A 23,386-nucleotide genomic window follows, 5' to 3' on the forward strand; every position below is an offset into this window, starting at 1 on the left:
TCGGCCGCCGGCCAGGCGGAGGGTGGCGAAGAGGGCACGGCCTCAGGCGACGGGGCTGCCGTCCGGGGCCTGCTGGGCCAAGGCTCCCGGCGGAGCGGCGACGCCGCCCTTGCGCCGCAGCTTCTGCCAGCGCAGCCGGCCGCCGGTGAGCGCCGTGATCCAGGACTGGAGCAGCACGACGTACATCAGCTGCCGGTAGAGGATCTGCTGCAGCGGCAGCGACAGGAGCGGGGTGAGTTTCTCCTTGTCGAGGAAGAAGGAGTAGGCGGCGCAGGCGGCCTGGAGGGCGAGGACGGCGAACCAGGCGAGGATCGTGGGGCCGGTCGGGCCGAAGACCAGGCCGTAGATCAGGAACACGTCGATGAGCGGGGCCAGCAGCGGGGCGAGCACCATGAACAGTGAGACCAGCGGCAGTCCGACCCGGCCGAAGCGGCCCGAGGGGCCCCCTTCGATCACCGCGCGGCGGTGCTTCCAGATCGCCTGCATGGTGCCGTAGGACCAGCGGTAGCGCTGGGACCACAGCTGCTGCACCGACTCGGGTGCCTCGGTCCACGCGCGGGCGTTCTCCGCGTAGACGACCTTCCAGCCGTCGCGGTGGATGGCCATGGTGATGTCGGTGTCCTCGGCGAGCGTGTCGTCGCTCATGCCGCCGACCCGCTCCAGCGCGGTGCGGCGGAAGGCGCCGACGGCCCCCGGGATGGTGGGCATGCACCGCAGGACGTCGTACATGCGGCGGTCGAGGTTGAAGCCCATCACGTACTCGATGTGCTGCCAGGCGCCGATCAGCTTGTCCTTGTTGCCGACCTTGGCGTTGCCCGCGACGGCGCCGACACGCGGGTCGCCGAAGGGCTGCACCAGTTCGCGGACGGTGGTCGGCTCGAAGACCGTGTCGCCGTCCATCATCACGATGATGTCGTAGCGGGCGTTGGCCACGCCGCGGTTGAGGGCGGCGGGCTTGCCCGCGTTGAGCTGGCGCACCACCCGGACGCCCGGCAGGCCCAGTGACTCCACGATCCGCGCGGTGCCGTCGCTGGAGCCGTCGTCGACGACGACGACCTCGATGGGGTGGTCGCTCGCCACGAGGGAACGCACCGTGTCCTCGATGCACTTGGCCTCGTTGTAGGCCGGCACCAGCACGGTCACCGGTTCGGTGACCGGCGGCCCCCAGGCGAAGCCCTTGCGGCGCACCTTGCGGGCGTGGACGGCGGACAGGACGAGCATCAGCACGAAGCGTGCGATGACCAGGAATCCGATGACCGCGAGGCCGGCGACGAGGACGGCGGTGATGTTGTCGGAGATCTGGACGAGGAAGACCCAGGCCTTGCCCTTCCACAACTCCACGCCGGCCACCGGGGAGTGCGCGCTGGGCGCGTCGAGGCTCTCGGTGAGGTTGGCGAACGTGTAGCCCTTGTCCTTCAGTTCGGGCAGCATCCGGTCGAGCGCCTTGACGGTCTGGTGGCGTTCACCGCCGGAGTCGTGCATCAGGACGACTCCGCCCTCGCCGTCCTCGGGCGTGGAGCGCCGGATGATCTCGTCGACGCCGGGCTTGCGCCAGTCCTCGCTGTCGTGGGTGTTGACGACGGTGATGTAGCCGCGGTCGCCGATGTACCGGGTGACCGGCCAGGAGGCGTTGTCCATGGCGCCGGCCTGGGAGGAGTACGGCGGCCGGAACAGGGAGGTGCGGATGCCCGCGGCGCCCGTGATGGCGAGCTGGTTCTGGGACAGCTCCCAGTCGATGCGGTCCTTCGACTGGAGGGACAGGTCGGGGTGGTTGAAGGTGTGCAGGCCGATCTCGTGGCCCTCGTCGACGATGCGGCGCACGAGGTCGGGGTAGCGGGAGGCCATCGTCCCGGTGACGAAGAAGACGGCGTGCGCGTCGTGCTCCTTCAGTACGTCGAGGACCTGGGGCGTCCAGACCGGGTCGGGGCCGTCGTCGAAGGTGAGGACGACGTGCCGGTCGGGCACGCGCAGGGTCTCCGCGCGGCCGCCGCGGGTGTCGATGACCGGGCCGCCCTCCAGGACCTTCTCCGGTACCTGGTCGGCGGCGGCGGGGGACTGGACGCGGTGGTCGGCGAGGATCTCGCTGTGCACGTAGCCGCGCAGCATGAGCATCGCCATCAGGGCGACGAGGAACAGCACCGGGAGCAGGAGCCGCAGGGGCAGGCGGCGACGGCGGGGTCGGGATGCCATCAGAGGACGTACTCCGGGGACGGTGCGGCGGACGTGGCGGTGGGTGCCGGTTCGGTGCCGTCGTTCTGGGCGGCGGCCGGCTGGGCGGCGGGGGCGGCGACGGTGTCCGCGGCGGGGGCGGCGGCGGCGTCACCGGTCGGGGTGCCGGTCACGGGAGCGGGGTCGTCGGCCGGCGGGGGCGAGACGGCGGGCGGGGTGGTCGCCGGGGTCTCGGAAGCCTGCGGTGCGGGGGTGGTGCCGGTTCCGGTGCCCGGCTGCCGGGTCCCGCGGGTCGCGGTCGGTTCCGGGTCGGCACTCGCGCCGGGGGCGTCCCGGCCGGCACTGGCGCCGGGCGCGGGGATGCTCGCGCCGGGTTCGGGGAGGTCGGCGGTGCCTTCGCTCGGGGAGTCCCCGGGCAGGAGGCTGGTGCCGGAGCCGGGCGTCGCGTCCGTCTCACCGGGCCGCGGGGTCGTCTCGACCTTCCCCGCGGGCCGCTCCTGCTGCTGGCCGGGGACGGGCAGCCAGGGAGCGTCGGAGTTGCCGGACAGCAGGGTGGCGACGATGACGGCGGCGTAGCCGGCGCAGGCGAGACCGACGGCCATGCCGATGCGGCGGTATCTGCGGCTGCGGCGGCCGGACTCGTCGACGAACACGGGCCCGTCGGCGTTCTCCCGGCTTCCGTGCGGCGTGGCGGGGGCCCGCTGCAGGACGCCGTCGGCACCGAACTGTACGGCGTCGAGCTGGACGGTCACCTCGTGCGGATCGTGCGTGACCGCGACGGGCTCGGCGGCGGGCTCCTCCTGCCAGGGGTCCCGCACCAGGGCACCGGCTGCGGCCTCCGCGGACGGCACCGGCCGGCCGCGCTTCGCGGCAGCGGGGCTGCGCAGCATCGTGGTCCGCTCCGGGTCCTCACCGCGCCCGGCGGCGGGACGGCCGGCGAGGGCGTCCGCGCGCGGCACGACGGCCCGCGGGGTGGCGGAGAGCTCCTTGCGGAGTGCGGCGGGTGCTGCCGCCTCCGCGCGGTCGCCGTCGGGCGCCGCCCCTGCCCGGCCGCCCCGGAGGGACACCGTGCGGTCGGCGTTCCCGGCGGGCCCGTACGGGGGCTCGCCGCTCACGGCGGGGAGGACTCCGGGGCGCGCCCCGCGGTCCTCGGCCGGGCCGGTCTCCGTGGAGGCCCCGTCTTCGTCACTGTCCGGAAGCTCCTCGGCCGCCGTCGCGTCCTCGAGCTCTCCGGGTTGGGCGTCTTCTCGCCACTTCTCCACGCGCACGCACTTCCCCCCAGGGACAGATCAGGGTGCGCGTACGACCTGAGCACTTGCCGTCGGACCGGGCCCCCACCCGCTCCGAGCGCCCCATTTATCACACTGTGCTCGGGCATTGAATGTAGCGCACGCGGAGGTCCTGTGTTCGCCGTGTGGCCGTTCGTGGCGAAGGCGAGACATCACGAGGACGCCATCACAACAGAATCGCTGGCCGGAATCCATCCCTCCTCCGGCACCCGCAGCCACCCCTCCTCGGCGCCGAGGACGGCCGCGGCACGCCGAAGTGCCGTCAGAGCGGGATGGATCAGCCCTTTCCGCCACACCAGGGAGACGGGTGACAGCGGGACCGGCTCCACGAGCGGCCGCAGCACGGTCCCCGGCATCGCCGGGAAGTCCACGACGGCGAGGACCGGGTGCCGCGTTCGGGCCATGACGCGCTGGAACTCCTCCGCCCCGACGGCCAGCGGCGCGGGCGGCGCGAGGGCGATCCCCCGCCCCTCGAACAGCCGCCGGGCGAGGTCGGTCCACTCGGGTGTGCGGGTGTTCCCGGCCCCGGCGTACACCGTCTCGCCGGACAGCGCGGCCAGCGGCACCTCGGGCAGGGAGGCCAGCGGGTGGTCCTCGGGCAGCACGACCGCCATCGGCTCGTACCGCACCGGCTGCTGGTCGAGTCCGGAGCGCAGCGCGGGATGGAGCCCCGCGAACCGCCCGAACGACACGTCGAGCCGCCCCGCGAGCAACTCCTGCGCCGCGTGGCCGAGTCCGCTCTCGTAGCGGGCCATCAGCTCGTGCTCCGGCGCCAGTTCACGCGCCCGGTGCAGCACGCGGCGCGGTGTCCGCAGGCCCGGGGAGTTGAGGTCGACCAGCAGGGGGCGCGCCTGCCCGGCCGCGGCCAGCAGGTCCTCCTGCGCCCGGAGCACCGCCCGGGCGTACGGCAGCAGCCGTTCGCCGTCGGCGGTGAGCGTCACCCGGCGCGTGGTCCGCACGAACAGCTCGCTGCCCAGCTCCCTCTCCAGCCGCCGTACGTCCCGGCTGAGCGCCTGCTGGGAGACGTGGAGGCGCGCGGCGGCGCGGGTGAAGTGCAGTTCGTCGGCGACGGTCGCGAAGGCGCGCAGCAGGCGCGGGTCGAGGTGGATGGGGGCGGACATCACGCGAACTTACAACGGATGCGTGTGAATCGGCACCGAGAAGGTGTTGGACCGGCCGTGCGGCGGGCGGTGAGGGTGGGTCCATGCCTCTGCCGACCTCCCGGGACACTCCCCTGCTCACGGTCACCGCCGACACCCTCGTCGCCGTCGACTTCGGTCCGCGCACCCGTCGCGCGCCCCGCCCGAAGGGTCCCTACGGCCGTCTCTTCGCCCTGCCCGGCGCCCGCGCCTTCACGGCGGGGAACCTGATCGCCCGGCTGCCGATGGGCATGTTCGGCGTGAGCGCCGTCATCATGATCGCCGGGACGCGGGGTTCGTACGCCCTGGCCGGCGCCGTCACCGCGACGGGCCTGGCGGCGACGGCGGTGGTCGCGCCGTGGACCGCGCGTCTGGTCGACCGTCACGGGCAGGCCCGGGTGGCACTGCCCGCCACCGTGTTCGCCGTGCTCGGCTCGCTCGCCCTGCTGCTCTGCGTGCGTCACGGCGCCCCCGACTGGACCCTGTTCGCCTCCTACGCCGCCACCGCCACCACCCCCAACACCGGGGGCATGTCCCGGGCCCGCTGGGCGCACCTGCTGAAGGGGGACCGCGAGGCGCTGCACACCGCCAACGCCTTCGAACAGGCCGCGGACGAGCTGTGCTTCATGCTCGGCCCCGTCCTCGCGGCCTTCCTGTGCACGGCGTTCTTCCCGGAGGCCGGCACCCTCGTGGGCGCCGTGCTGCTGCTGGCGGGCGTCGTCCTGTTCACCGCCCAGCGGTCGACCGAGCCGCCGGCCGTGCGGCGCTCCGCCGGACGGGCGCCGTTCCGGGCGCCCGGGATGCGCCCGCTGCTGGGGGTGTGCCTGGCGACGGGTGCGGTGTTCGGCTCCATGGAGGTGGTGACCATCGCGTTCGCGGACGCCCAGGGGCACCGCGCGGCGTCCGGCGCGGTGCTCGCGCTGCAGGCGGCCGGTTCCTGTGCGGCGGGGCTGCTGTACGGGGCGGTGCGCCCGGCCGGGTCCGCGCGCGCTCTGCTGCCGTGGTGCCTGACCGCGATGGCCGCGCTGATGACCCTCCCCCTGCTCGCGGCCGGCCTCACCGGCTCGCTGTGGGTCCTCGCGGGGGCGCTCCTGGCCGCCGGGATGGCGACCGCCCCGACGATGGTCACCACGATGACCCTGGTGCAGTCGTCCACCCCCGGGGACCGGCTGAACGAGGGCATGACGCTCGCGGTGACCGGTCTGCTCGGCGGGATCGCGGCGGGCAGCGCGGTGGGCGGCTGGACCGTGGAGCACGTCTCGGCGACGGCCGGGTTCGGGGTGCCCGTGGCGGCGGCCACGACCGCCCTCCTCCTCGCCCTGTGCGCCTTCGTCCGGTGCGGGCCGTCGAACCGCTCCACCGATTCACGCTCGCCCCATTGACGACCACGGGTCCCGCACATACCTTCACCCGTCGAAGCGCTTCGACCCAGGGCGCCGACCGCTTCCCCCTCTCCGCGGACGGTGCAGACGAGGACTCCCGATGGTGAAGATCACGGATGTGGCCCGGCGCGCCGGGGTCTCCCCCAGCACGGTCTCGTACGCGCTCAGCGGCAAGCGTCCGATCTCCGACGCGACGCGGCGCCGGGTCCAGGCGGCCGTGCTCGAACTGGGCTATCGCGCGGACGCCGGCCGGGGGCCGGCCGGACGGCGCTCGCGGGTGCTGGCCCTGGCCGTCCCGATGCGCTCCGGCATCCACCTGCCGGTGATGACGCGGTTCGCGGTGTCGGTGGTCACCGCCGCCCGCGCCCACGACCACGACGTGCTGCTGCTCACGCACGGGGACGGCGAGGAGGGCATCGGGCGCGTGGCCGAGGCGGGTCTCGCGGACGCGGTGATCGTGACGGACGTACAGCTCCAGGACGCCCGGCTGCCGTTGCTGCGCTCGTGTTCCTTACCTTCGGTGCTGGTCGGCGTACCCGCCGAGCCGGACGGGCTGACCTGCGTCGACCTGGACTTCCGGGCGGCCGGCGAGCTGTGCGTGGACCATCTGGCGCGGCTCGGGCACCGGGTGGTGGCGCTGGTCGGCTCACCGCCGGAGGTGTACGTACGGCGGACCGCGTTCGCGCGGCGGCTCGTGGAGGGCTTCACGGCGGCCGCGGACCGGGGCGGGCTCACCTCCGCCGTGCGTCCGTGCGGGACGGGCCGGGACGACGCCCGCGCGATCGCGGAGCGGCTGCTGCGCGAACTGCCCGCACTGACCGCCGTGGTGGTGCACAACGAGCCGCTCCTCGATCCCCTGGTCGACGCCTTCGAGCAGGTGGGGCTGCGCGTCCCCGGCGACGTGTCGCTGATCGCCGTCTGTCCGGCCCCGGTGGCCGCGTCGGCCCGGATCCCGCTCACCTCGGTCGCCGTGCCGTCCGCCGAGCTGGGCACCCGCGCGGTGCGTCTGCTGGTGCGGAAGCTGTCCGGTGCTCCCGTACCGGGGGCCACCCTGCTGCCGCCGCGCCTGACGGAGCGGGCGAGCACGGCACCGCGCGGGGGTCCCGCGTGACGGCCGGGCATGACACAGGCCCCGCCGCTCGGAGCGACGGGGCCTGTGCCCACATGGGATGAGTGGAGATGGCGGGAATCGAACCCGCGTCCAACGGTGCGGAACCAGGGCTTCTCCGTGTGCAGTCGACTGTGCTTTTCTCGGCCCCGGAGATCACGTCGACAAGTCTCCGACGGGCCCAGTCACTGTTAGGTTTCCCTCTTCACCCCGTGACCGGGATCAAGGTTTAGTTCCCTAGCTGATGCCAGGATCCGGGTCGGGAACACCCCCGGGCTGACACTCCCTTCAGTAGGGGAGCCGCTGCTCGCTACCTGAAATCAGGCAGCGAGGGCGAGCTCGCCCTGGGAGACAGATCGCTTGGAATTGGCGATTGTTTTTTTCGGCCTGTGGTTTACGAGATCATGGCCGCTTCCTCGACACGCTTCCCCTGCTTCGACAGCCGCTGTCGAAACCGATCATCCCCATGTTTTTTTCTCAAGGTGCGCACCCGCTGTGGGGTGCTGTCGCCATCATAGGTGACCAACGCGGGTCGGTGCCAGCGTATTCCCCGGCCCCCGGCGGGGGGCTACGCCCGCTGCTTCCTGCGGGCCGCCGAGATCGCCCGGTCGGTCTCGCGCCGGTCCTGCTTCTCCCGCAGCGTCTGCCGCTTGTCGTACTCCTTCTTGCCCTTGGCCAGCGCGATCTCGACCTTCGCCCGGCCGTCCTTGAAGTACAGGGCGAGCGGCACGATGGTGTGCCCCGTCTCCTGGGACTTGGACGCCAGCTTGTCGATCTCCGCGCGGTGCAGCAGCAGCTTGCGCTTGCGCCGCGCGCTGTGGTTGGTCCAGGTGCCCTGGCTGTACTCCGGCACGTGCACGTTGTGCAGCCACGCCTCGTCGTCGCTGAGCTGGACGAAGCCGTCCACGAGGGACGCACGCCCCTGGCGCAGGGACTTGACCTCGGTGCCGGTGAGGACCAGGCCCGCCTCGTAGGTGTCGATGATGAGGTAGTCGTGCCGCGCCTTCTTGTTCTGCGCGATCAGCTTGCGCCCTTTTTCCTTAGCCATAGTGCCGCCATTTTCGCACTACGGAGGGGGTCGGCGGGAAGCCGATTATCTCCCGCGGGACGAGCCCCGGGCGCCGAGTCCGCCGAGGACCGTCCCGGCCCGCTGGAGCGCGTCCGCGCCGGCCTCGAGGTCGGGGGTGAGGCCGTGGCCGTCGACGCCCCGGCCGGAGGGGGTGCGGTAGTGGCCGACGGTCAGCTCGGCGACGGAGCCGTCGGGCAGCTCGGTCGGCATCTGGACCGAGCCCTTGCCGAAGGTGCGGGAGCCCACGACGACCGCCCGGCCGCGGTCCTGCAGGGCCCCGGTGAGGAGCTCGGCGGCGCTCATCGTCCCGCCGTCGACGAGCGCGACCAGGGGTCTGGTGGTGTCGCCGCCGGGTTCGGCGTGCAGGGCGCGCTGCTCGCCGTCGACGTCGTAGGTGGCGACCAGGCCGCCGTCGAGGAACGCGGAGGCCGCGGTGACCGCCTCGGCGACCAGCCCGCCGGGGTTGCCCCGCAGGTCGAGGACGATCCCGGAGTCGGCGGGGGCCTGCTTCACGGCGGCGCGGACCTCGTCGCCGGTGCCCCGGGTGAAGGCGGCGACCTCGACGACGGTGACGCCGGGCTTCAGGGTGCGGACGGTGACGGTGTCGCGGGTGAGCCTGGCCCGGCGCACGGTCTCGCTCCACATGCGCGTGCCGCGTTCCAGACCGAGGCGGACGGTGGTGCCGGCGCTGTCGCCGCCCGTGGTGCCGCCGCGCAGTAAGGAGACGACCTCGGTGACGGGGCGGCCGTCGACCCGCTCGCCGTCGACGCTGCGCAGCCGGTCGCCGGCGCGGATGCCCGCTTCGGCGGCGGGCGTGTCGCTGCCCACCTTCGTCACCTCGATGCGGCCGTCCCGCTCGCGGGCCCACAGCCCGACGCCGGTGTAGCGGCCGTCCAGGGACTCCTCGAACTCCTCGTACTCGCCCGGGGAGTAGACGGCGGCCCAGCGGTCCCCGCTGCGGCTGACGGCCCGCTGGGCGGCCTCCATGGGGGACGTGCCGTCGGCGGCGGCCTCCTCGGCCGCCCGGGTGACGGCGGCGTGGTGGCCCACGGGAGCGGCCGCCGGGGCGTTGTCCGCCGTGGTGTCACGGTCGGTGCCGGGGAGGCTGCCGGTGGCCGCACCGGCGACCAGCACGCTCGCGAACACCAAGGTCAGGGCGGCACCGCGGCCGATGCGGCGGGACTGACAGAACAGGGCACGACCTGACATGCCGGTGAGTCTAGGACAACGCGAAGGGGCGCACGGCCGGTTGACCGCGCGCCCCTCTTGGTGAGAATCACACCTTCAGATACTTGCGCAGCGCGAAGAACGCGGCCAACGCCGGCATCAGCAGACTCGTCGCGAGGATCAGCGGGAGTTTCGTCAGTACGGCGTCCCAGCCGATGAAGTTGATCAGGTTCAGCTTCTCCGACAGGGCCAGCCCGTGGTCGATGATGAAGTACCGCCCGACCACCAGGAATCCGCACGCGACGACACCGCCGATGAGTCCGGCGACGGCGGCCTCCATGATGAACGGCGTCTGGATGTAGAAGCCGGAGGCACCGACCAGCCGCATGATGCCGGTCTCGCGCCGCCGGCTGAACGCGGAGACGCGCACCGTGTTCACGATCAGCATCAGGGCGACGACCAGCATGAGCGCCATCATCGCGAGGGCGGCGATGTTCATGCCTTCCAGCAGCCCGAAGAGGTTGTCCAGCAGGCCCTTCTGATCCTGCACCGACTGCACGCCGTCCCGCCCGTCGAAGGCGGTCGCGATGACCTGGTACTTCTCCGGGTCCTTCAGCTTGATGCGGTACGACTCCTGCATCTGGTCCGGCGTGAGGGAGCTGGCCAGCGGGGAGTCGCCGAACTGCTCCTTGTAGTGCTTGTACGCCTCGTCCTGCGACTCGTACGTCACGGTGTCGACGACCGACATCTTCTCCAGGTCGGTCTTGATCTGGTTCTTCTGGTCGTCGGTCACCGCGCCCTTGGCGCAGTGGGGATCGGACGTGGCGTCACTCTTGTTGCACAGGAAGATGGAGACGTTGACCTTGTCGTACCAGTACCCCTTCATGGTGTTCACCTGGTCGTTCATCAGGAGCGAACCACCGAACAGGGCGAGCGACAGGGCGACGGAGACGACGACGGCGAAGGTCATCGTCAGGTTGCGGCGGAGACCGACGCCGATCTCCGACAGGACGAACTGGGCGCGCATGGCGTCTGATCAAGCCTTTCCGTGGAGCGTCAGTGCTGGTAGCCGTAGACGCCGCGCGCCTGGTCGCGGACGAGACGGCCCTTCTCCAGCTCGATGACGCGCTTGCGCATCTGGTCCACGATGTTCTGGTCGTGCGTCGCCATCACCACGGTGGTGCCCGTCCGGTTGATCCGGTCGAGCAGCTTCATGATGCCGACGGAGGTCTGCGGGTCGAGGTTGCCGGTGGGCTCGTCGCAGATGAGCAGCTTGGGCCGGTTGACGAAGGCCCGCGCGATGGCGACGCGCTGCTGCTCACCGCCGGAGAGCTCGCCCGGCATGCGGTCCTCCTTGCCGCCGAGCCCGACGAGGTCGAGCACCTGCGGCACGGACTTGCGGATCTCGCCGCGCGACTTGCCGATGACCTCCTGCGCGAAGGCGACGTTCTCGGCGACCGTCTTGTTCGGCAGCAGGCGGAAGTCCTGGAACACGGTCCCCAGCTGGCGCCGGATCTGCGGCACCTTCCAGTTGGAGACGCGGGCGAGGTCCTTGCCCAGGACGTGCACCTGCCCCTGGCTGGCCCGCTCCTCGCGGAGGATCAGCCGCAGGAAGGTGGACTTTCCGGAGCCGGAGGACCCCACGAGGAAGACGAACTCGCCCTTCTCCACTTCCAGGGTGACGTCCCTGAGTGCGGGGCGGTTCTGCTTGGGGTAGGCCTTGGACACGTTGTCGAATCGGATCACGGATGCACCACGGGTAGCCGGGGGTAGATGAGCGTGACCATACGCGACCCGGGGAGCCCAGCGCAGTCACCGGAGGGGTTGTGTAAGCCTTGGGCCGTTTTGTTCCGGAGCGACCCGGCGCGGCATCCGCGGGAACCTGGCACAGTGGGAGGGGGGAACGTTCACGCGGACGTGGGCGTTGTGTGACTGGAACAGGTGCGAGGAGGGCGAGCGCATGACGTACGACCGGCTGGTGTGCGCGAACTGCGCCGCGCCCGTGAGCGAGGGCCGGTGCCCGGTGTGCCGCGCGAACCGCGAGCGGCTGCAGCAGGAGAACTTCTTCGCGGGGCTGAACCCGGTGGCGCTGATCGCCCTGCTGGCGGTACTGATCGCGGCGGTGGCACTGCTCGCCCAGCAGACCGTCTGACGGCCGGGACGGGGATGTGACGAAGGGCCCGGAGCGCGGTCGCGCTCCGGGCCCTTCGTCACACGTCATGCGTACGGTGCGTACGCGTGCCGCCACCGTCAGGCGGCGGCACCGCCGCGGCCGGTCATCAGGCGCGGGAGCACCCGGAAGCCGACACCGCCGGCGATCATCGTGGCGGCACCGATGACCAGGAAGGTCATCTCGGCGGCGCCGGTCTCGGCGAGCTCCTTGCCGTTGCCCTGGGCCGAGGTGGCCGGGGCCTCGTCGCCGGTCTCGGTGAGGGCCGAGGAGCCCTCGTCCTGCGGCGAGGTGCCGCCGCCGTCGGGGGAGGTGCCGGTGTCGTCGTCACCGCCGCCGCCGCCCGGGGTGGTCGGCTTCTCGGTGGGCTCCTCGATGGGGTCCTCACCACCGGGCTGCTCGCCACCGGGGTTCTCCCCGCCCGGGTTCTCCCCGCCGGGGTTTTCACCGCCGGGGTTCTCCCCGCCCGGGTTTTCACCGCCGGGGTTCTCCCCGCCCGGGTTCTCGCCACCGGGGTTCTCCCCACCCGGGTTCTCGCCACCGGGGTTCTCCCCACCCGGGTTCTCCCCGCCGGGGTTCTCCCCACCCGGGTTCTCCCCGCCCGGGTTCTCCCCGCCCGGCTCCTCCTCGCACTCCGGAGTGACCACGATGTCGCAAACAGGGTCGCCGGGGTCGGCCTGGGCGACACCCGTCACCATCAGCGACGCACCCGCGGCGACCACGGCGCCGGCTGCGATGCGTGCGACGCGGATCCGCGTCTTCTTCGTCATGTGTGTGCTACCCCCAGTAGCTGATCGTCAATGAGGCGGCGCCCGGGGCCGTGATCAACGGGGGTACCTGCGATGAAACGCCCCCCGGTTCACATGCGCCCCGGAGATACGCATGCCACGCTTCACCCTTCCCACTTTCCAAAAGAACGTCAAGGCCGTTGCGTGCGCGATGTCCGGCTACGAGCGCTTTGCGGGACGGAGAAGCCGCAACTGTGACGTAAAACGCGGGCATCCCAGACAGGAAAAGGCAACTGCCGCCCACTGGGCGGCAGTTGCCTTGTCGACAAATCGTCGGTTCGCTCGGGGAGTTACTTCTCCTGCTGCTTGCGCCAGCGAATCCCGGCCTCCAGGAAGCCGTCGATCTCACCGTTGAACACGGCCTCGGGGTTACCGACTTCGTGCTCCGTGCGCAGGTCCTTGACCATCTGGTACGGGTGCAGCACGTACGAACGCATCTGGTTGCCCCAGGAGTTGCCACCGTCGCCCTTGAGGGCGTCCATCTTGGCCTGCTCCTCCTGGCGGCGCCGCTCCAGCAGCTTCGCCTGGAGGACGTTCATGGCGGTGGCCTTGTTCTGGATCTGCGAGCGTTCGTTCTGGCACGAGACCACGATGCCGGTCGGGATGTGGGTGAGGCGCACCGCGGAGTCGGTGGTGTTCACGCCCTGACCACCGGGGCCGGAGGAGCGGTAGACGTCCACGCGCAGCTCGGACTCGTCGATCTCGATGTGGTCGGTCTGCTCGACCACGGGGAGGATCTCGACGCCGGCGAACGAGGTCTGGCGGCGGCCCTGGTTGTCGAAGGGCGAGATGCGCACCAGACGGTGCGTGCCCTGCTCGACGGAGAGGGTGCCGTAGGCGTAGGGCACCTGGACGGCGAAGGTGGTCGACTTGATGCCGGCCTCTTCGGCGTACGACGTCTCGTAGATCTCGGTCTTGTAGCCGTGCTGCTCGGCCCAGCGCAGGTACATGCGCTGGAGCTTCTCGGCGAAGTCGGCGGCGTCGACGCCACCGGCCTCCGCGCGGATGTTGACGAGCGCCTCACGGGAGTCGTACTCGCCGCTGAGCAGCGTCCGGACCTCCATCTCGTCCAGCGCCTTCCTGACGGACGCGAGCTCCGACTCGGCCTCCGCGCGGGTGTCCGGGTCGTCCTCCTCCTCGGCCATCTCGAAGAGCACGGCGAGATCGTCGATCCGGCCGCGCAGCGCCTCGGCCTTCCGCACCTCGGCCTGGAGGTGGGAGAGCTTGCTGGTGATCTTCTGCGCCTCGTCCGGGTTGTCCCAGAGGGACGGCGCGGCCGCCTGCTCCTCGAGCACGGCGATGTCTGCCCTCAGCTTGTCGAGGTCCAGAACGGCCTCGATCGACTCCATGGTCGAGGAGAGGGACTTGAGCTCTTCGGATACATCGACGACTGCCACGCCCTCCAGCGTAACGGCTTCCGGTACCGGGCCATGCCGGGTGGCCGGTGACCAGGGCGCGGGGCGTGGGGCGGCGGGTCGGGCGGGGGCGCGGGCACGGACTTCTTTCGCCCCCGCCGCCCCTTCCCTTCCCGTCCTGGGGGCTGCGCCCCCGGACCCCCTTCGCGCGGTTCCCCGCGCCCCTTGGGGGAGGAGGGGTCAGGGGGCGGCCGGGGCCGAGTTCTGGGTGTCCTCGGGCGGGGTGGGGGTGTCGTCGGAGGTGGCGAGCCAGGTGGCGGTGCCGGCCGCCGCCAGGAGTGCCGCCGCCACGGCCACGGCCAGGCGGCGCCTGCGGGTGACCGCGCGGTTGCGGGCCGAACCGGGGCGGGGGGCGCCGGACGCGCGGGGTGCGCGGGCCGTACCGCGGGCACCGCCGGCCAGCTCGTCGGGGGCGGGCACCCTCATGGACGTGTGCGTGTCACGGTTGGAGTCGGACGGCTTGGCGCCCGGCACCAGCGGGACCGCCCCACGGCGCCGCACGGGCTCACCGGCGGACCGGGAGGGGCCGGACGCCGGCACGGCCTCACCCGCCTCCTCCTCGGGCTCGGTGTCCGGCTCGTCCACGTCCAGCGGGGGCATGCCCTCCAGCAGCGGCAGCAGCTCCCGCAGGCGCGCGCCCAGCTCGGAGGCGCGCAGCCGGGACGCCGGGGCCTTCGCCAGGCACTGCACCAGGAGCTGCCACAGCTCGTCCGGGATGCCGGGCAGGGGGACGACCGTCTCGGTGACGTGGCGGCGCAGTACGGCGCCCGGGTGGCCGCCGCCGAACGGCGTGAAGCCCGCGAGCAGCTCGTACAGGACCGTGGCGAGGGCGTAGATGTCGACCGAGGCGCGCGGCGGGAGGCCCTCCACGATCTCCGGGGCCAGATAGTCCGGCGTGCCGATGATCTTCGTGGCCCGGGTGCGGCGCGGGGTGTCGATGAGTTTCGCCACACCGAAGTCGGTGAGCAGGGCGCGGTGCGAGCCGCCGGGGCCGAGCGGACCCTGCATGTCCAGCAGCACGTTCTCCGGCTTCACGTCCCGGTGGACGACCCCGGCCGCGTGCGCCGCGGCCAGCCCGTCGGCGACGTCGGCGACGATCGCCACCGCGGCCTCCGGGGCGAGCCTGCGCTCCCGGTCGAGGCGGGTGCGCAGGTCCGTGCCCCGGACCAGGTCCATCACCAGCGCGAGATCGTTGCCGTCGACGACGAGGTCGCGCACGGAGACGACGTGCGGGTGCTCCAGACCGAGCAGCGCCGTCCGCTCCTGCACGAAGCGGCCGACGAGCTCCTGGTCCGAGGAGAGATCCTCACGCAGCAGCTTGATGGCGACGGGCCCGTCGGGGCCCTCGCCCAGCCACACCGTGCCGGCGCTGCCCCGCCCGAGGATCTGATGGGCGGTGTACCGGCTGCCGATTCTCCGTGCCAAGACTGCTCCTACCGACGCGTGTTGTCGCCAAAGCTACGCGTCCGGGCAGCCGGCCTTCACCGGGGATACGGAAATCGACCCCCGGATGTCGACATATCGGCAGACCGGCTTCAGTTCGTCCCGGAGGGTGCCGACGGCTCCTCGGGGCCGCCCAGGTCCTCGATCCAGCCCGTCACCGTGCCGAACCAGTCGCTGAGCTGCTCCCAGTAGCCCTTGCCGGTGCCGATCCAGTCCTGGAGCGGGCTCAGTTCCCAGATCAGCCAGCCCGCGACGAACAGGATGACGAGCGTGAAGAGGCAGCCCTTGAGGCAGCCAAGACCGGGGATGCGCATCGGGTTGGCGCCGCGCTGCCGGGGCGGCCGCGGCTCCCGCGCGGGACGCTGCGGCTCCGGCGGCGGCGCGTACCGCTGCGGCTGGGGCTGCTGCCGCCGCTGGGGCTCGGGCGGCGGTGCGTACCGCTGCGGCTGGGGCTGCTGCGGGTAGCCGTACCCCGGGCCGGGCTGCGGCTGGGGCTGGGGGCGCTGCGGCGGCTGCTGGGGAGGCCGGGCGACCTGCCGCTGGGGGCGGCGGCGCAGCGGGTCCTGGCCGGGGTCGAGGTACTGGACCTGGGTCTGCTCGTTGCGGTCGCGGGCCGCGCGGAGCTGGTTCTGCCAGGGATGCGGGTCCTCGGGGCCCGGCCCGCCGGGCTGCCCCGGCTGCCCGGGCGGCACCGGAGGGAGTACGGCCGTGGGGTCGGCGGCGCCGGCCGGTCCGCCGGTCTGCGGCAGGACGCTGGTGGCGCCGTTGGGGTCGTAGCCGCCCGCGCCGTGCGGCAGGACCTGGGTGGGGTCCGCGGCACCGGGGGCGTCCGGCACCGGCGCGGGCGCCGGGTCGGGGGCGAGCAGCGCGCCGACGTTCTCCGCGGCGCCGATCTGCGCGGAGTTCGCGTGCACGCCGATGCCGTCGGCGACGACGCGCAGGCCGCGCGCGAGGTTCTCCGCGCTGGGCCGCTCGTCGGGGTTCTTGCGCAGACAGCGCTCGATGACCGTCCACAGCGGGTCGGGAACCGTGGAGGGACGGCGCGGTTCGGAGCTCAGGTGCTGGTGCAGCACCTCGAGGGCGGAGCCGCCGGAGAACGGCGGACGGCCGGTGACCAGCTCGTACAGCAGGATGCCGGCGCCGTAGATGTCGACGGCGGAGGTCTGCGGGCGGCCCTCGGCGGACTCGGGCGCGATGTACGCGGGCGTGCCGACGAACTCGTGGGTGCGGGTCAGGCCCGGGGAGTCGGCGAGTCGGGCGATGCCGAAGTCGGTCAGCATCGGGTGCATCTCGCCGCCGGTCTGCTTCAGCAGGACGTTGGCCGGCTTCAGGTCGCGGTGCACCACGCCGTCGGCGTGGCTGGCGCCGAGCGCGTCGGCGATCTGCGCGGTCAGCAGCGCCGCGGCGACCGGGGTGAACGGCCCGTTCTCCCGGAGGTGGCGGTGCAGGTCGGGGCCTTCGACGAGGTCCATGACCAGGGCCAGCAGATCGCCCTCGACGACCAGGTCACGGACCCGGACGATGTTGGGATGGGTGAGCCGCAGCAGGACCGATCGCTCGCGCAGGAACCGCATCACGACGTCGGCGTCGTTCGCGAGCTCCTCCTTGAGGACCTTGATCGCGACGGTCTCGCCGGGCTGTCCCGGCACGGCCGCCTCGGCACCGGCGGTCTCCCGCTGGCGTGCGCGCCAGACGGTGCCCGTGGCGCCGCGCCCGAGCGGCTCCTCGAGCAGGTACTTGCTCCCTACCGGCCGCACGTCATGCGCTCCCTGCTGCTTGCTTGGCTGGCGTACACCGTGGTCCACCCTGCTGCGGAATGTTCCGACCCACTGTAGTGCCGCGCGCGGCATACCGGCCGGTCGTCCTCCGACGCCGCGTTCCTGTCGCGGGACCGGCTGTTCCTCTGTGGAGGTCTTACGTACCGGTACCCGTCGGTGTTCGACGGTTCGCGGGAAAGACGCTCCACCCGGTCCGTTGGTTGCCGAACCTGGGACGTGACCGATCTCAAGTGGGCTCAGAACGATCATCGGTCCGTCACTGGTCAGGCATTTTTGCGGGCAGAGCCGACCAATCAAGATCATTCACTGTCGGGCGGCGGGCGCGTTGTCGGTGGCAGGTGCGAGGATGCGTGCAGTACTGGCCGTACGTGCGCGTGTGGCGGTGGGGGAAGTCCGCGGTGGGGGACCGCGGGGCGGCTTCGTCCCCCCGTGTCGCGGGCGCCCGCGCAGAAGGGACCGCTGACGGCGATGCAGATCCGGCTGACCGTCGTAGACCCGCTGGGACCCTCCTCCCCCGCGCGGGAGCGGGCCACGAGCTGTGACGTGCTGGTCACGGCGCCCGCGGGCACGGCCCTGGCCGCGGTGGCGTCCGCGCTGGCCTCGGCGGTCTCCGGCGCCGACGGCACGTCCGGCTCCACCGGCGCGCCGGTGCTGTACGCCGGTGACCGGCGGCTCGACGCCCAGCGCTGCACCCTGGGCGAGCCGCCGCTGATCGACGGGGCGGTGCTCGCGGTGGGCGCCCCGGGCGAGCCCGAGCCGCATCCCGAGCTGGACGAGGCCCCGACCCGGCTGCACGTCGTCGCCGGGCCCGACGCGGGCGGGGTGCACCTGCTGCACGGCGGCGAGATCCGCATAGGCCGCTCCGCCGACGCCGACGTACCGCTCGACGACCCGGACGTCTCCCGGCTGCACTGCGCGGTGACGGTCGCCTCCGACGGCCGCGTCTCGGTCGCCGACCTCGGCTCCACCAACGGCACCACCCTGGACGGGCGGCGCGTGGGCCCCCGCCCGGTCCGGCTGACCCCGGGCGCACTGCTGCGCATCGGCGAGTCGGCGCTGCGCCTGACACCGGCCGCGGGACCGCGCGCGCGGTCGGCGACGACACCGGACGGGGAGGGACACGTCCGGGTGCCGGCACCGCGGGCGGGTGAGGCGGCCGGGGGCGGGTCGCGCTCCGGGACGTCCGGCCGCCCGGACACGCGCGTGGCCCCGGCCGATCCGCCCCGGGGGCCGACCCGCCACGCCTACGGCCCGGCGAGCCGGACCGCGCAGGACGGGAGCCGCGCCGCCGACGGGCGGGGGCCGGGCGGGGACACCGCCCCGGGACGAGCCGCCCGGGGGCCCGGGCCGCTGGTGCCGGAGCAGGGCGGGGCGCCGGGGGCCGAGCAGCACGGCGGCGGCCCCGGAGGGCGCACGCTGCGGATCGCCGCGCGGGGCGATGTGCCCCGGATGCCCAAGGGGCGGCGCGTCTCGCGGCCCGGGCCGGCCGCGGACGAGACCCGTACGGGGTACGGATCGCTCGGCGACGGGCCCGGCACCGGCGCCTCCTCCGCCGCCGGCCCGGGACACCGGGCCGGCGGCGGGACACCCGCGGGCCTCCCCGGCGGTACGGCACACGACGGACGCCAGGACACCTCGCCCGCACCCGGAGCACCGGCCGACGGCACCGCGGGCCACGGACACCACGACTCCCCCCGCGCGGCCGACCACGCACGCGACGCGCACCCCGCGCGGGGCACGACGCCCCACGGTCACGACTCCCCCCACGCACCCGACGCGACGCCCGGCGGGCCAGCCCGCTCCCCCCGAGCCCCCCAGGGCCCCACCGGCAGCACCACGGGCCGGGTGCGGGACGGGCGGTACGGCGACGCGTCCGGCCCCGACACCCGGCACGGAGCGGACACCGGGGGCTCCCGCAAGGGCACCCCCCTCCGCGGCACCGACCTCCCCCAGCCCCCCGCCGAGCGCAGGCGGGGCGGGATCGGGGCCTGGGCCCGGCGCCTGACCGGGGGCCGGGCGGAGCGGGAGGCGACGGCGGACGCGCGGGTCGGACCCGCCGCGCCGCCGGACGGGCCCGCGCCGCAGCCGGTCCTCGCCGCCCCCGCACAGCCCGAGACCTGGCCGGACCCCGCCACGCTGCTGCTGACCGCGCTCGGCCCCGGCCCCCGGCTGTGGGAGCGCGGGCCGGGCCATCCCGAGACGCTCACGGTGCGGCTGGGCACCACCGACCGGGCCGCGCCGGACGGCTCGGGCCTGCTGCCCGCCGTCCCCGTGACGTCGGACCTGCGCGAGGTGGGCGCGCTGGGACTGGCCGGCCCGCGCGACCGCCTCGCCGGACTGGCCCGCGCGGTCCTGGCCCAGCTCGCGGCGCTGCACTCGCCCGACTGTCTGGAGATCGTCCTGATCGCCGCGGACCCCTCCCGCCCGCTGGCGGAGCGCACCGCGGAGTGGTCCTGGCTGGGCTGGCTGCCCCACCTGCGCCCGGGCCACGGCCAGGACTGCCGCCTGCTGCTGGCGCACGACCACGAGCAGGCCACGGCCCGCGCGGACGAACTGCTGCACCGCCTGGCCGACCAGGACCACCCGGCCGCGCCCGCACCACGGGGCGACGGCCCCCGCACCGTGGTCGTCGTGGACGGCGACCCGGGCGGCGCCGACGTCCGCGAGGCGGTGGCCCGGCTGACCAAGGACGGCCCCCGGGCGGGGATCCACGTCCTGTGCCTCGCCGAGACGGCCGCCGCCTCCCCCGCGTCCCCGGTGACGGAGACGTACGAGGCGGCCTGCGCGGTGACGCCGTCGTTCCGCGCGTGCGGGGCGGTCGCCCTGCTCAGCGGTGACGTGGCGACCGCGCTGCGGCTGCTGCGGGTGGCCGGCAGCGGCTCCGGGACACCTCCGGGCCCCGTCGGCCACGGCACCCTCGCCACCGTCGACGCGGTCTCCCCGGCCTGGGCCGAGCGGTTCGCGCGGGCGCTCGCACCGCTGCGCACCGACAGCGCCCCGGGCGAACGGCACGCGCGGGTGTCCGCTCCGCTGCCCCGGTCGGCGCGGCTGCTGGACGAGCTGGGCCTGGCCCGGGCCACCCCGGCGTCGCTGATGGCCCGCTGGGCGGACGCCGCCGACGACACCCGGGCCCTCGGCGGACGGGTCACCGCCATACTGGGCGCCGGCCCGCGCGGCCCGGTCGTCGCCGACCTCGCCGCCGACGGACCGCATCTGCTGGTCGAGGGCCCGCCCGGCAGCGGCCGTACGGAACTGCTGCGGGCGGTCGTCGCCTCGCTGGCCGCCGCCGAGCGCCCCGACCGGCTGGGCATCGTGCTGGTCGACGGCAGGGGCGGCCCCGCGCCGGGGCCCGGGCACGGCGACGGCCTTCGGGTGTGTACCGACGTACCGCACGTCACGACGCACCTGTGCGCCAACGATCCGGTGCGGATGCGGGAGTTCGCCCAGTCCCTGAGCGCCGAGCTGAAGCGGCGCGCGGAGCTGCTGGGCCGCTCGGACTTCGCGGAGTGGCACACCGGCCGCGCGTTGTCGGACCGTATGGTCGCCCAGCGCACGGCGGTCTCCCGCCCGGGGGCGAACGAACAGAACGGCGACCTGGACACTCCGCCCAGTTCGACGCTGCGGCTGCGGCCCGCGGCGGACCGGCGCCGGACGCAGGCCCCGCCCGCGCTGCCCCGGCTGGTGGTGGTCGTGGACGACCTGGACGCGCTGGTCTCCCCCGCGCTCGGCTCACCGGGGCGGCCCGCCGCCGGGTCGGTGACGCGGGCGCTGGAGGCGGTGGCGCGCGACGGCGAACGGCTGGGCGTGCACCTGGTGACGGCCACGGGACCGTGCGCCCGGACGGCGCAGAGCGAGCCGGTGCGGCGGGCGACGCTGCGCGTCACGCTCGACGCGCCCGTGCCGGACGCGGGCCCCGACGCCCCGGTACCGGGCCGCGGCCGGCTGGCTCGCCCGGACGGACCGGAGACGGCGTTCCAGGGCGGCCGGGTGACCGGCCGCATCCCGCGGACGGCGACCCTGCGGCCGACGGTCGTCCCCCTGGAGTGGCACCGCATGGGCGACCCCCCGGCCCGCCGCCCGGTCCGCGAGCTCGGCAACGGCCCGACTGACCTGGCACTGCTCGCCAGCGCCCTGGAACGGGCGGCCCGTCAGGTCTCGGCCGCGGAGGTCCCCTCCCTCCTGTGACCTCCGGGGGCGGGGAGGCCGGTCAGTGGCCTCCCCGGTTCTCCACGCAGGGCCCGGTTCCGGGCTGGGGCTCGACGTAGGCGCCGTGCACCTCGGTGGTCAGCTCGTCCCGCGTCACCCGGCCGGACACGCAGACCGTCCCGGTGTGGAGGCTGTAGAAACCGTTGTTGACGTAGACCCCGTGCTCCTCGCCGCAGCCGAGGCGGGCGAGGGCCGCGGTGACCCGTGCCTGCGGGAAGGCGCCGTACGCACCGGATCCGCCCGCCGCCCGCACCTTCTCGAGTTCCGCGCGGACGAGCTTCGCCGACGCCGCTCCCCAGGCCCGCTTCTCCGGGTTCAGGGACGCCTGCATCCGGTAGGCGTGGTTCTCGGCGTAGTGGGGCGCGCCGTCGCCGCTCCGCTCCGGCCGCCCCGTCGTGCCGGTGGGGGTGGGGGACGGGGGCACCGTGGGGGCCTTTGCCGGCTGCGCGCACTTCGGCCGGGCGTCGGAGGGCGAGCCGGAGGGCCGCGGGGCACCGGAGGACGGCAGGGCGCCGGGAGACGGCGGGGGGCTCTCCGGGGGTGCCGCCCGCACGCCGCTCGGCTGCGTCCCGCAGGCCGCCGTGGTGAGCACCAGGAGGGCGACCGCCGTGACTGATCGTCTGATGAACATGCCCCCAGCCTTCCGGCTCGACGTGCGCGCGTCATGAGTCGGGATACTCACCCGCGTGACGCCCGGTCACGACGCGGTCACGATCGCGGACTTGACACGGGACGCGCTCTTGCCACCCCCAGGCGCCGGGCGTAGACCAGAGCGCACGGGACAGCGCTCGAACGTTCGGCGAAGTACGACGGAGTACGAAGAACGGGGCAGTGATGCGCAGGACGAGCAGGACCATCCGCATACGCAGGTCGCCCGGCGACCCGATGACGACCCCCGGCTCCCGCAGGGCCGTGAGAGCCGCCGCCGCGCTCGCCGCGGGTGTGCTGGCGGTCTCCCTCACCGCCTGCGGGGGCGACGACGACGGCGGTGACGACGCCGGGGACGGCGGGACCGGAGGCGACACCGGCACCACCGTCACCCTGCCGAAGCTGGACGGCGAGACCCTGGAGGTCGCCGCCGTGTGGTCCGGCACCGAGCAGGAGAACTTCAAGAAGGTCCTCGCGGAGTTCGAGAAGCGCACCGGCGCCAAGGTGACCTTCGTGCCCGCCCAGGACCCGATCATCAACTTCCTCGGATCCAAGATCGCGGGCGGCGCCCCGCCGGACGTGGCCCTGCTGCCGCAGCCGGGCGCCATCAAGCAGGCGGTGGAGAAGGGCTGGGCCACACCGCTGGGCGCCGAGGCGTCCAGGGAGCTCGCCGAGAACTACTCGCAGGGCTGGCAGGACATCGGCAAGGTCGACGGCAAGCAGTACGGCGTCTACTACAAGGCCGCCAACAAGTCGCTGATCTGGTACAACGCCCAGGTCTTCGAGAACGCCGGCGCGGCCGAGCCGAAGACGTGGGAGGAACTGCTCACCGCCGCGCGGACGGTGTACGACTCCGGGGTCACCCCCTTCTCCGTCGGCGGCGCCGACGGCTGGACGCTGACCGACTGGTTCGAGAACGTCTACCTGTCCCAGGCCGGACCGGAGAAGTACGACCAGCTCACCCGGCACGAGATCAAGTGGACGGACCCCTCCGTCAAGGAGGCGCTCACCACGCTCGCCGGGATCTGGGGCAAGCAGGACTACGTCGCGGGCGGCGCGTCCGGCGCGCTCCAGACGGAGTTCCCGGCATCCGTGACCCAGACCTTCACCGGCGGCGACCAGCCCAAGGCCGGCATGGTCTACGAGGGCGACTTCGTGCAGGTGAACATCGGCGAGACCGAGGCCGAGGTGGGCACGGACGCGAAGGTGTTCCCGTTCCCGGCGGTCGGTGACGACCCGCCCGTGGTGTCCGGCGGCGACGCGGCGGTGATCCTGAAGGACTCCGCGGCGGCGCAGGCGCTGGCGACCTTCCTCGCCTCCCCGGACGCGGCGAGCGTCCAGGCCAAGCTCGGCGGCTACCTCTCGCCGAACAAGAACGTGCCCAACTCGGCGTACCCCAACGAGGTCCAGCGGAAGATGGCCAAGGCGCTGCTCGACGCCGGTGACGACTTCCGCTTCGACATGTCCGACCAGGCCCCGCAGGCCTTCGGCGGCACGCCCGGCAAGGGCGAGTGGAAGGCGCTGCAGGACTTCCTGAAGAACCCGAAGGACATCGCGGGCACCCAGGCGAAGCTGGAGGCCGACGCGGCCGCGGCGTACGGGAACTGATCCGGCG

Annotated in this window: 17 protein-coding genes and 1 other RNA gene; 5 read left to right on the plus strand and 13 right to left on the minus strand. The window is 73.7% G+C overall.

Annotated features, from left to right (window positions below; translation table 11 throughout):
* Nucleotides 1–42: 42 nt before the first annotated feature.
* The 3 genes from ACZ6A9_RS21685 to ACZ6A9_RS21695 form a co-directional block, all read right to left on the minus strand.
* Entirely contained in the window at nt 43–2,190 is a 2,148-nt protein-coding gene (locus ACZ6A9_RS21685) for a polysaccharide deacetylase family protein (protein ID WP_468987752.1), read from the minus strand.
* Nucleotides 2,190–3,431, minus strand: coding sequence for a DNA polymerase III subunit gamma/tau domain-containing protein (locus ACZ6A9_RS21690; RefSeq protein WP_468987754.1), 1,242 nt, complete (start codon nt 3,429–3,431; stop codon nt 2,190–2,192). Before ACZ6A9_RS21690 ends, ACZ6A9_RS21685 begins: the two co-directional genes overlap by 1 nt.
* A 179-nt stretch (nt 3,432–3,610) precedes the next feature.
* Nucleotides 3,611–4,579 (minus strand): LysR family transcriptional regulator, encoded by a 969-nt coding sequence (locus tag ACZ6A9_RS21695; protein WP_468987755.1) that lies wholly within the window; start codon nt 4,577–4,579, stop codon nt 3,611–3,613.
* A gap of 83 nt (nt 4,580–4,662) precedes the next feature.
* Here ACZ6A9_RS21695 and ACZ6A9_RS21700 point away from each other — a divergent pair, with 83 nt between their 5' ends.
* Both ACZ6A9_RS21700 and ACZ6A9_RS21705 read left to right on the plus strand, forming a co-directional pair.
* Nucleotides 4,663–5,979, plus strand: coding sequence for an MFS transporter (locus ACZ6A9_RS21700; RefSeq protein WP_468987757.1), 1,317 nt, complete (start codon nt 4,663–4,665; stop codon nt 5,977–5,979).
* Between the two features lie 100 nt (nt 5,980–6,079).
* Nucleotides 6,080–7,090, plus strand: a complete 1,011-nt coding sequence (locus tag ACZ6A9_RS21705; RefSeq protein ID WP_468987758.1) for a LacI family DNA-binding transcriptional regulator — start codon at nt 6,080–6,082, stop codon at nt 7,088–7,090.
* Between the two features lie 60 nt (nt 7,091–7,150).
* Here ACZ6A9_RS21705 and ssrA read toward each other — a convergent pair.
* From ssrA to ftsE, 5 genes are all read right to left on the minus strand, one after another.
* Nucleotides 7,151–7,553: a transfer-messenger RNA gene (ssrA, locus tag ACZ6A9_RS21710) on the minus strand.
* Nucleotides 7,554–7,655: 102 nt separating this feature from the next.
* Entirely contained in the window at nt 7,656–8,135 is a 480-nt protein-coding gene (smpB, locus tag ACZ6A9_RS21715) for an SsrA-binding protein SmpB (protein ID WP_190094960.1), read from the minus strand.
* 45 nt (nt 8,136–8,180) lie between these two features.
* Nucleotides 8,181–9,365: a S41 family peptidase gene (locus tag ACZ6A9_RS21720; RefSeq protein WP_468987760.1), complete on the minus strand. Its 1,185-nt coding sequence runs from the start codon at nt 9,363–9,365 to the stop codon at nt 8,181–8,183.
* A 67-nt stretch (nt 9,366–9,432) separates the two neighbouring features.
* Nucleotides 9,433–10,350, minus strand: a complete 918-nt coding sequence (gene ftsX, locus ACZ6A9_RS21725; RefSeq protein WP_468987762.1) for a permease-like cell division protein FtsX — start codon at nt 10,348–10,350, stop codon at nt 9,433–9,435.
* A gap of 29 nt (nt 10,351–10,379) precedes the next feature.
* Nucleotides 10,380–11,069: a cell division ATP-binding protein FtsE gene (ftsE, locus tag ACZ6A9_RS21730; protein WP_189561402.1), complete on the minus strand. Its 690-nt coding sequence runs from the start codon at nt 11,067–11,069 to the stop codon at nt 10,380–10,382.
* A 214-nt stretch (nt 11,070–11,283) separates the two neighbouring features.
* On the opposite strand from ftsE, the gene ACZ6A9_RS21735 reads away from it, so the two are divergent.
* Nucleotides 11,284–11,475, plus strand: coding sequence for a hypothetical protein (locus tag ACZ6A9_RS21735; RefSeq protein ID WP_228970122.1), 192 nt, complete (start codon nt 11,284–11,286; stop codon nt 11,473–11,475).
* A 98-nt stretch (nt 11,476–11,573) separates the two neighbouring features.
* On the opposite strand, the gene ACZ6A9_RS21740 is transcribed toward ACZ6A9_RS21735, so the two are convergent.
* From ACZ6A9_RS21740 to ACZ6A9_RS21755, 4 genes are all read right to left on the minus strand, one after another.
* The gene (locus tag ACZ6A9_RS21740; protein WP_468987764.1) at nt 11,574–12,263 is read right to left on the minus strand and encodes a hypothetical protein; all 690 of its coding nucleotides are present in this window, start codon (nt 12,261–12,263) and stop codon (nt 11,574–11,576) included.
* A gap of 308 nt (nt 12,264–12,571) precedes the next feature.
* Nucleotides 12,572–13,678: a peptide chain release factor 2 gene (gene prfB / locus ACZ6A9_RS21745; protein WP_468987766.1), complete on the minus strand. Its 1,107-nt coding sequence runs from the start codon at nt 13,676–13,678 to the stop codon at nt 12,572–12,574.
* Nucleotides 13,679–13,876: 198 nt separating this feature from the next.
* The gene (locus ACZ6A9_RS21750) at nt 13,877–15,121 is read right to left on the minus strand and encodes a serine/threonine-protein kinase (RefSeq protein ID WP_468987767.1); all 1,245 of its coding nucleotides are present in this window, start codon (nt 15,119–15,121) and stop codon (nt 13,877–13,879) included.
* A 110-nt stretch (nt 15,122–15,231) separates the two neighbouring features.
* Entirely contained in the window at nt 15,232–16,896 is a 1,665-nt protein-coding gene (locus ACZ6A9_RS21755; RefSeq protein ID WP_468987768.1) for a serine/threonine-protein kinase, read from the minus strand.
* A gap of 489 nt (nt 16,897–17,385) precedes the next feature.
* On the opposite strand from ACZ6A9_RS21755, the gene ACZ6A9_RS21760 reads away from it, so the two are divergent.
* On the plus strand, nt 17,386–21,102 hold the full coding sequence (locus ACZ6A9_RS21760; RefSeq protein ID WP_468987827.1) for an FHA domain-containing protein: 3,717 nt from the start codon (nt 17,386–17,388) through the stop codon (nt 21,100–21,102).
* 22 nt (nt 21,103–21,124) lie between these two features.
* Here the strand turns inward: ACZ6A9_RS21760 and ACZ6A9_RS21765 are convergent, their stop codons facing one another.
* A complete protein-coding gene (locus ACZ6A9_RS21765) occupies nt 21,125–21,754 on the minus strand; it encodes a hypothetical protein (RefSeq protein ID WP_468987771.1) in 630 nt (209 codons plus the stop codon).
* A 203-nt stretch (nt 21,755–21,957) separates the two neighbouring features.
* On the opposite strand from ACZ6A9_RS21765, the gene ACZ6A9_RS21770 reads away from it, so the two are divergent.
* Entirely contained in the window at nt 21,958–23,379 is a 1,422-nt protein-coding gene (locus ACZ6A9_RS21770; protein ID WP_468987773.1) for an ABC transporter substrate-binding protein, read from the plus strand.
* Nucleotides 23,380–23,386: the final 7 nt, after the last annotated feature.

The sequence above is a fragment of the Streptomyces sp. NPDC041124 genome (assembly GCF_055592385.1).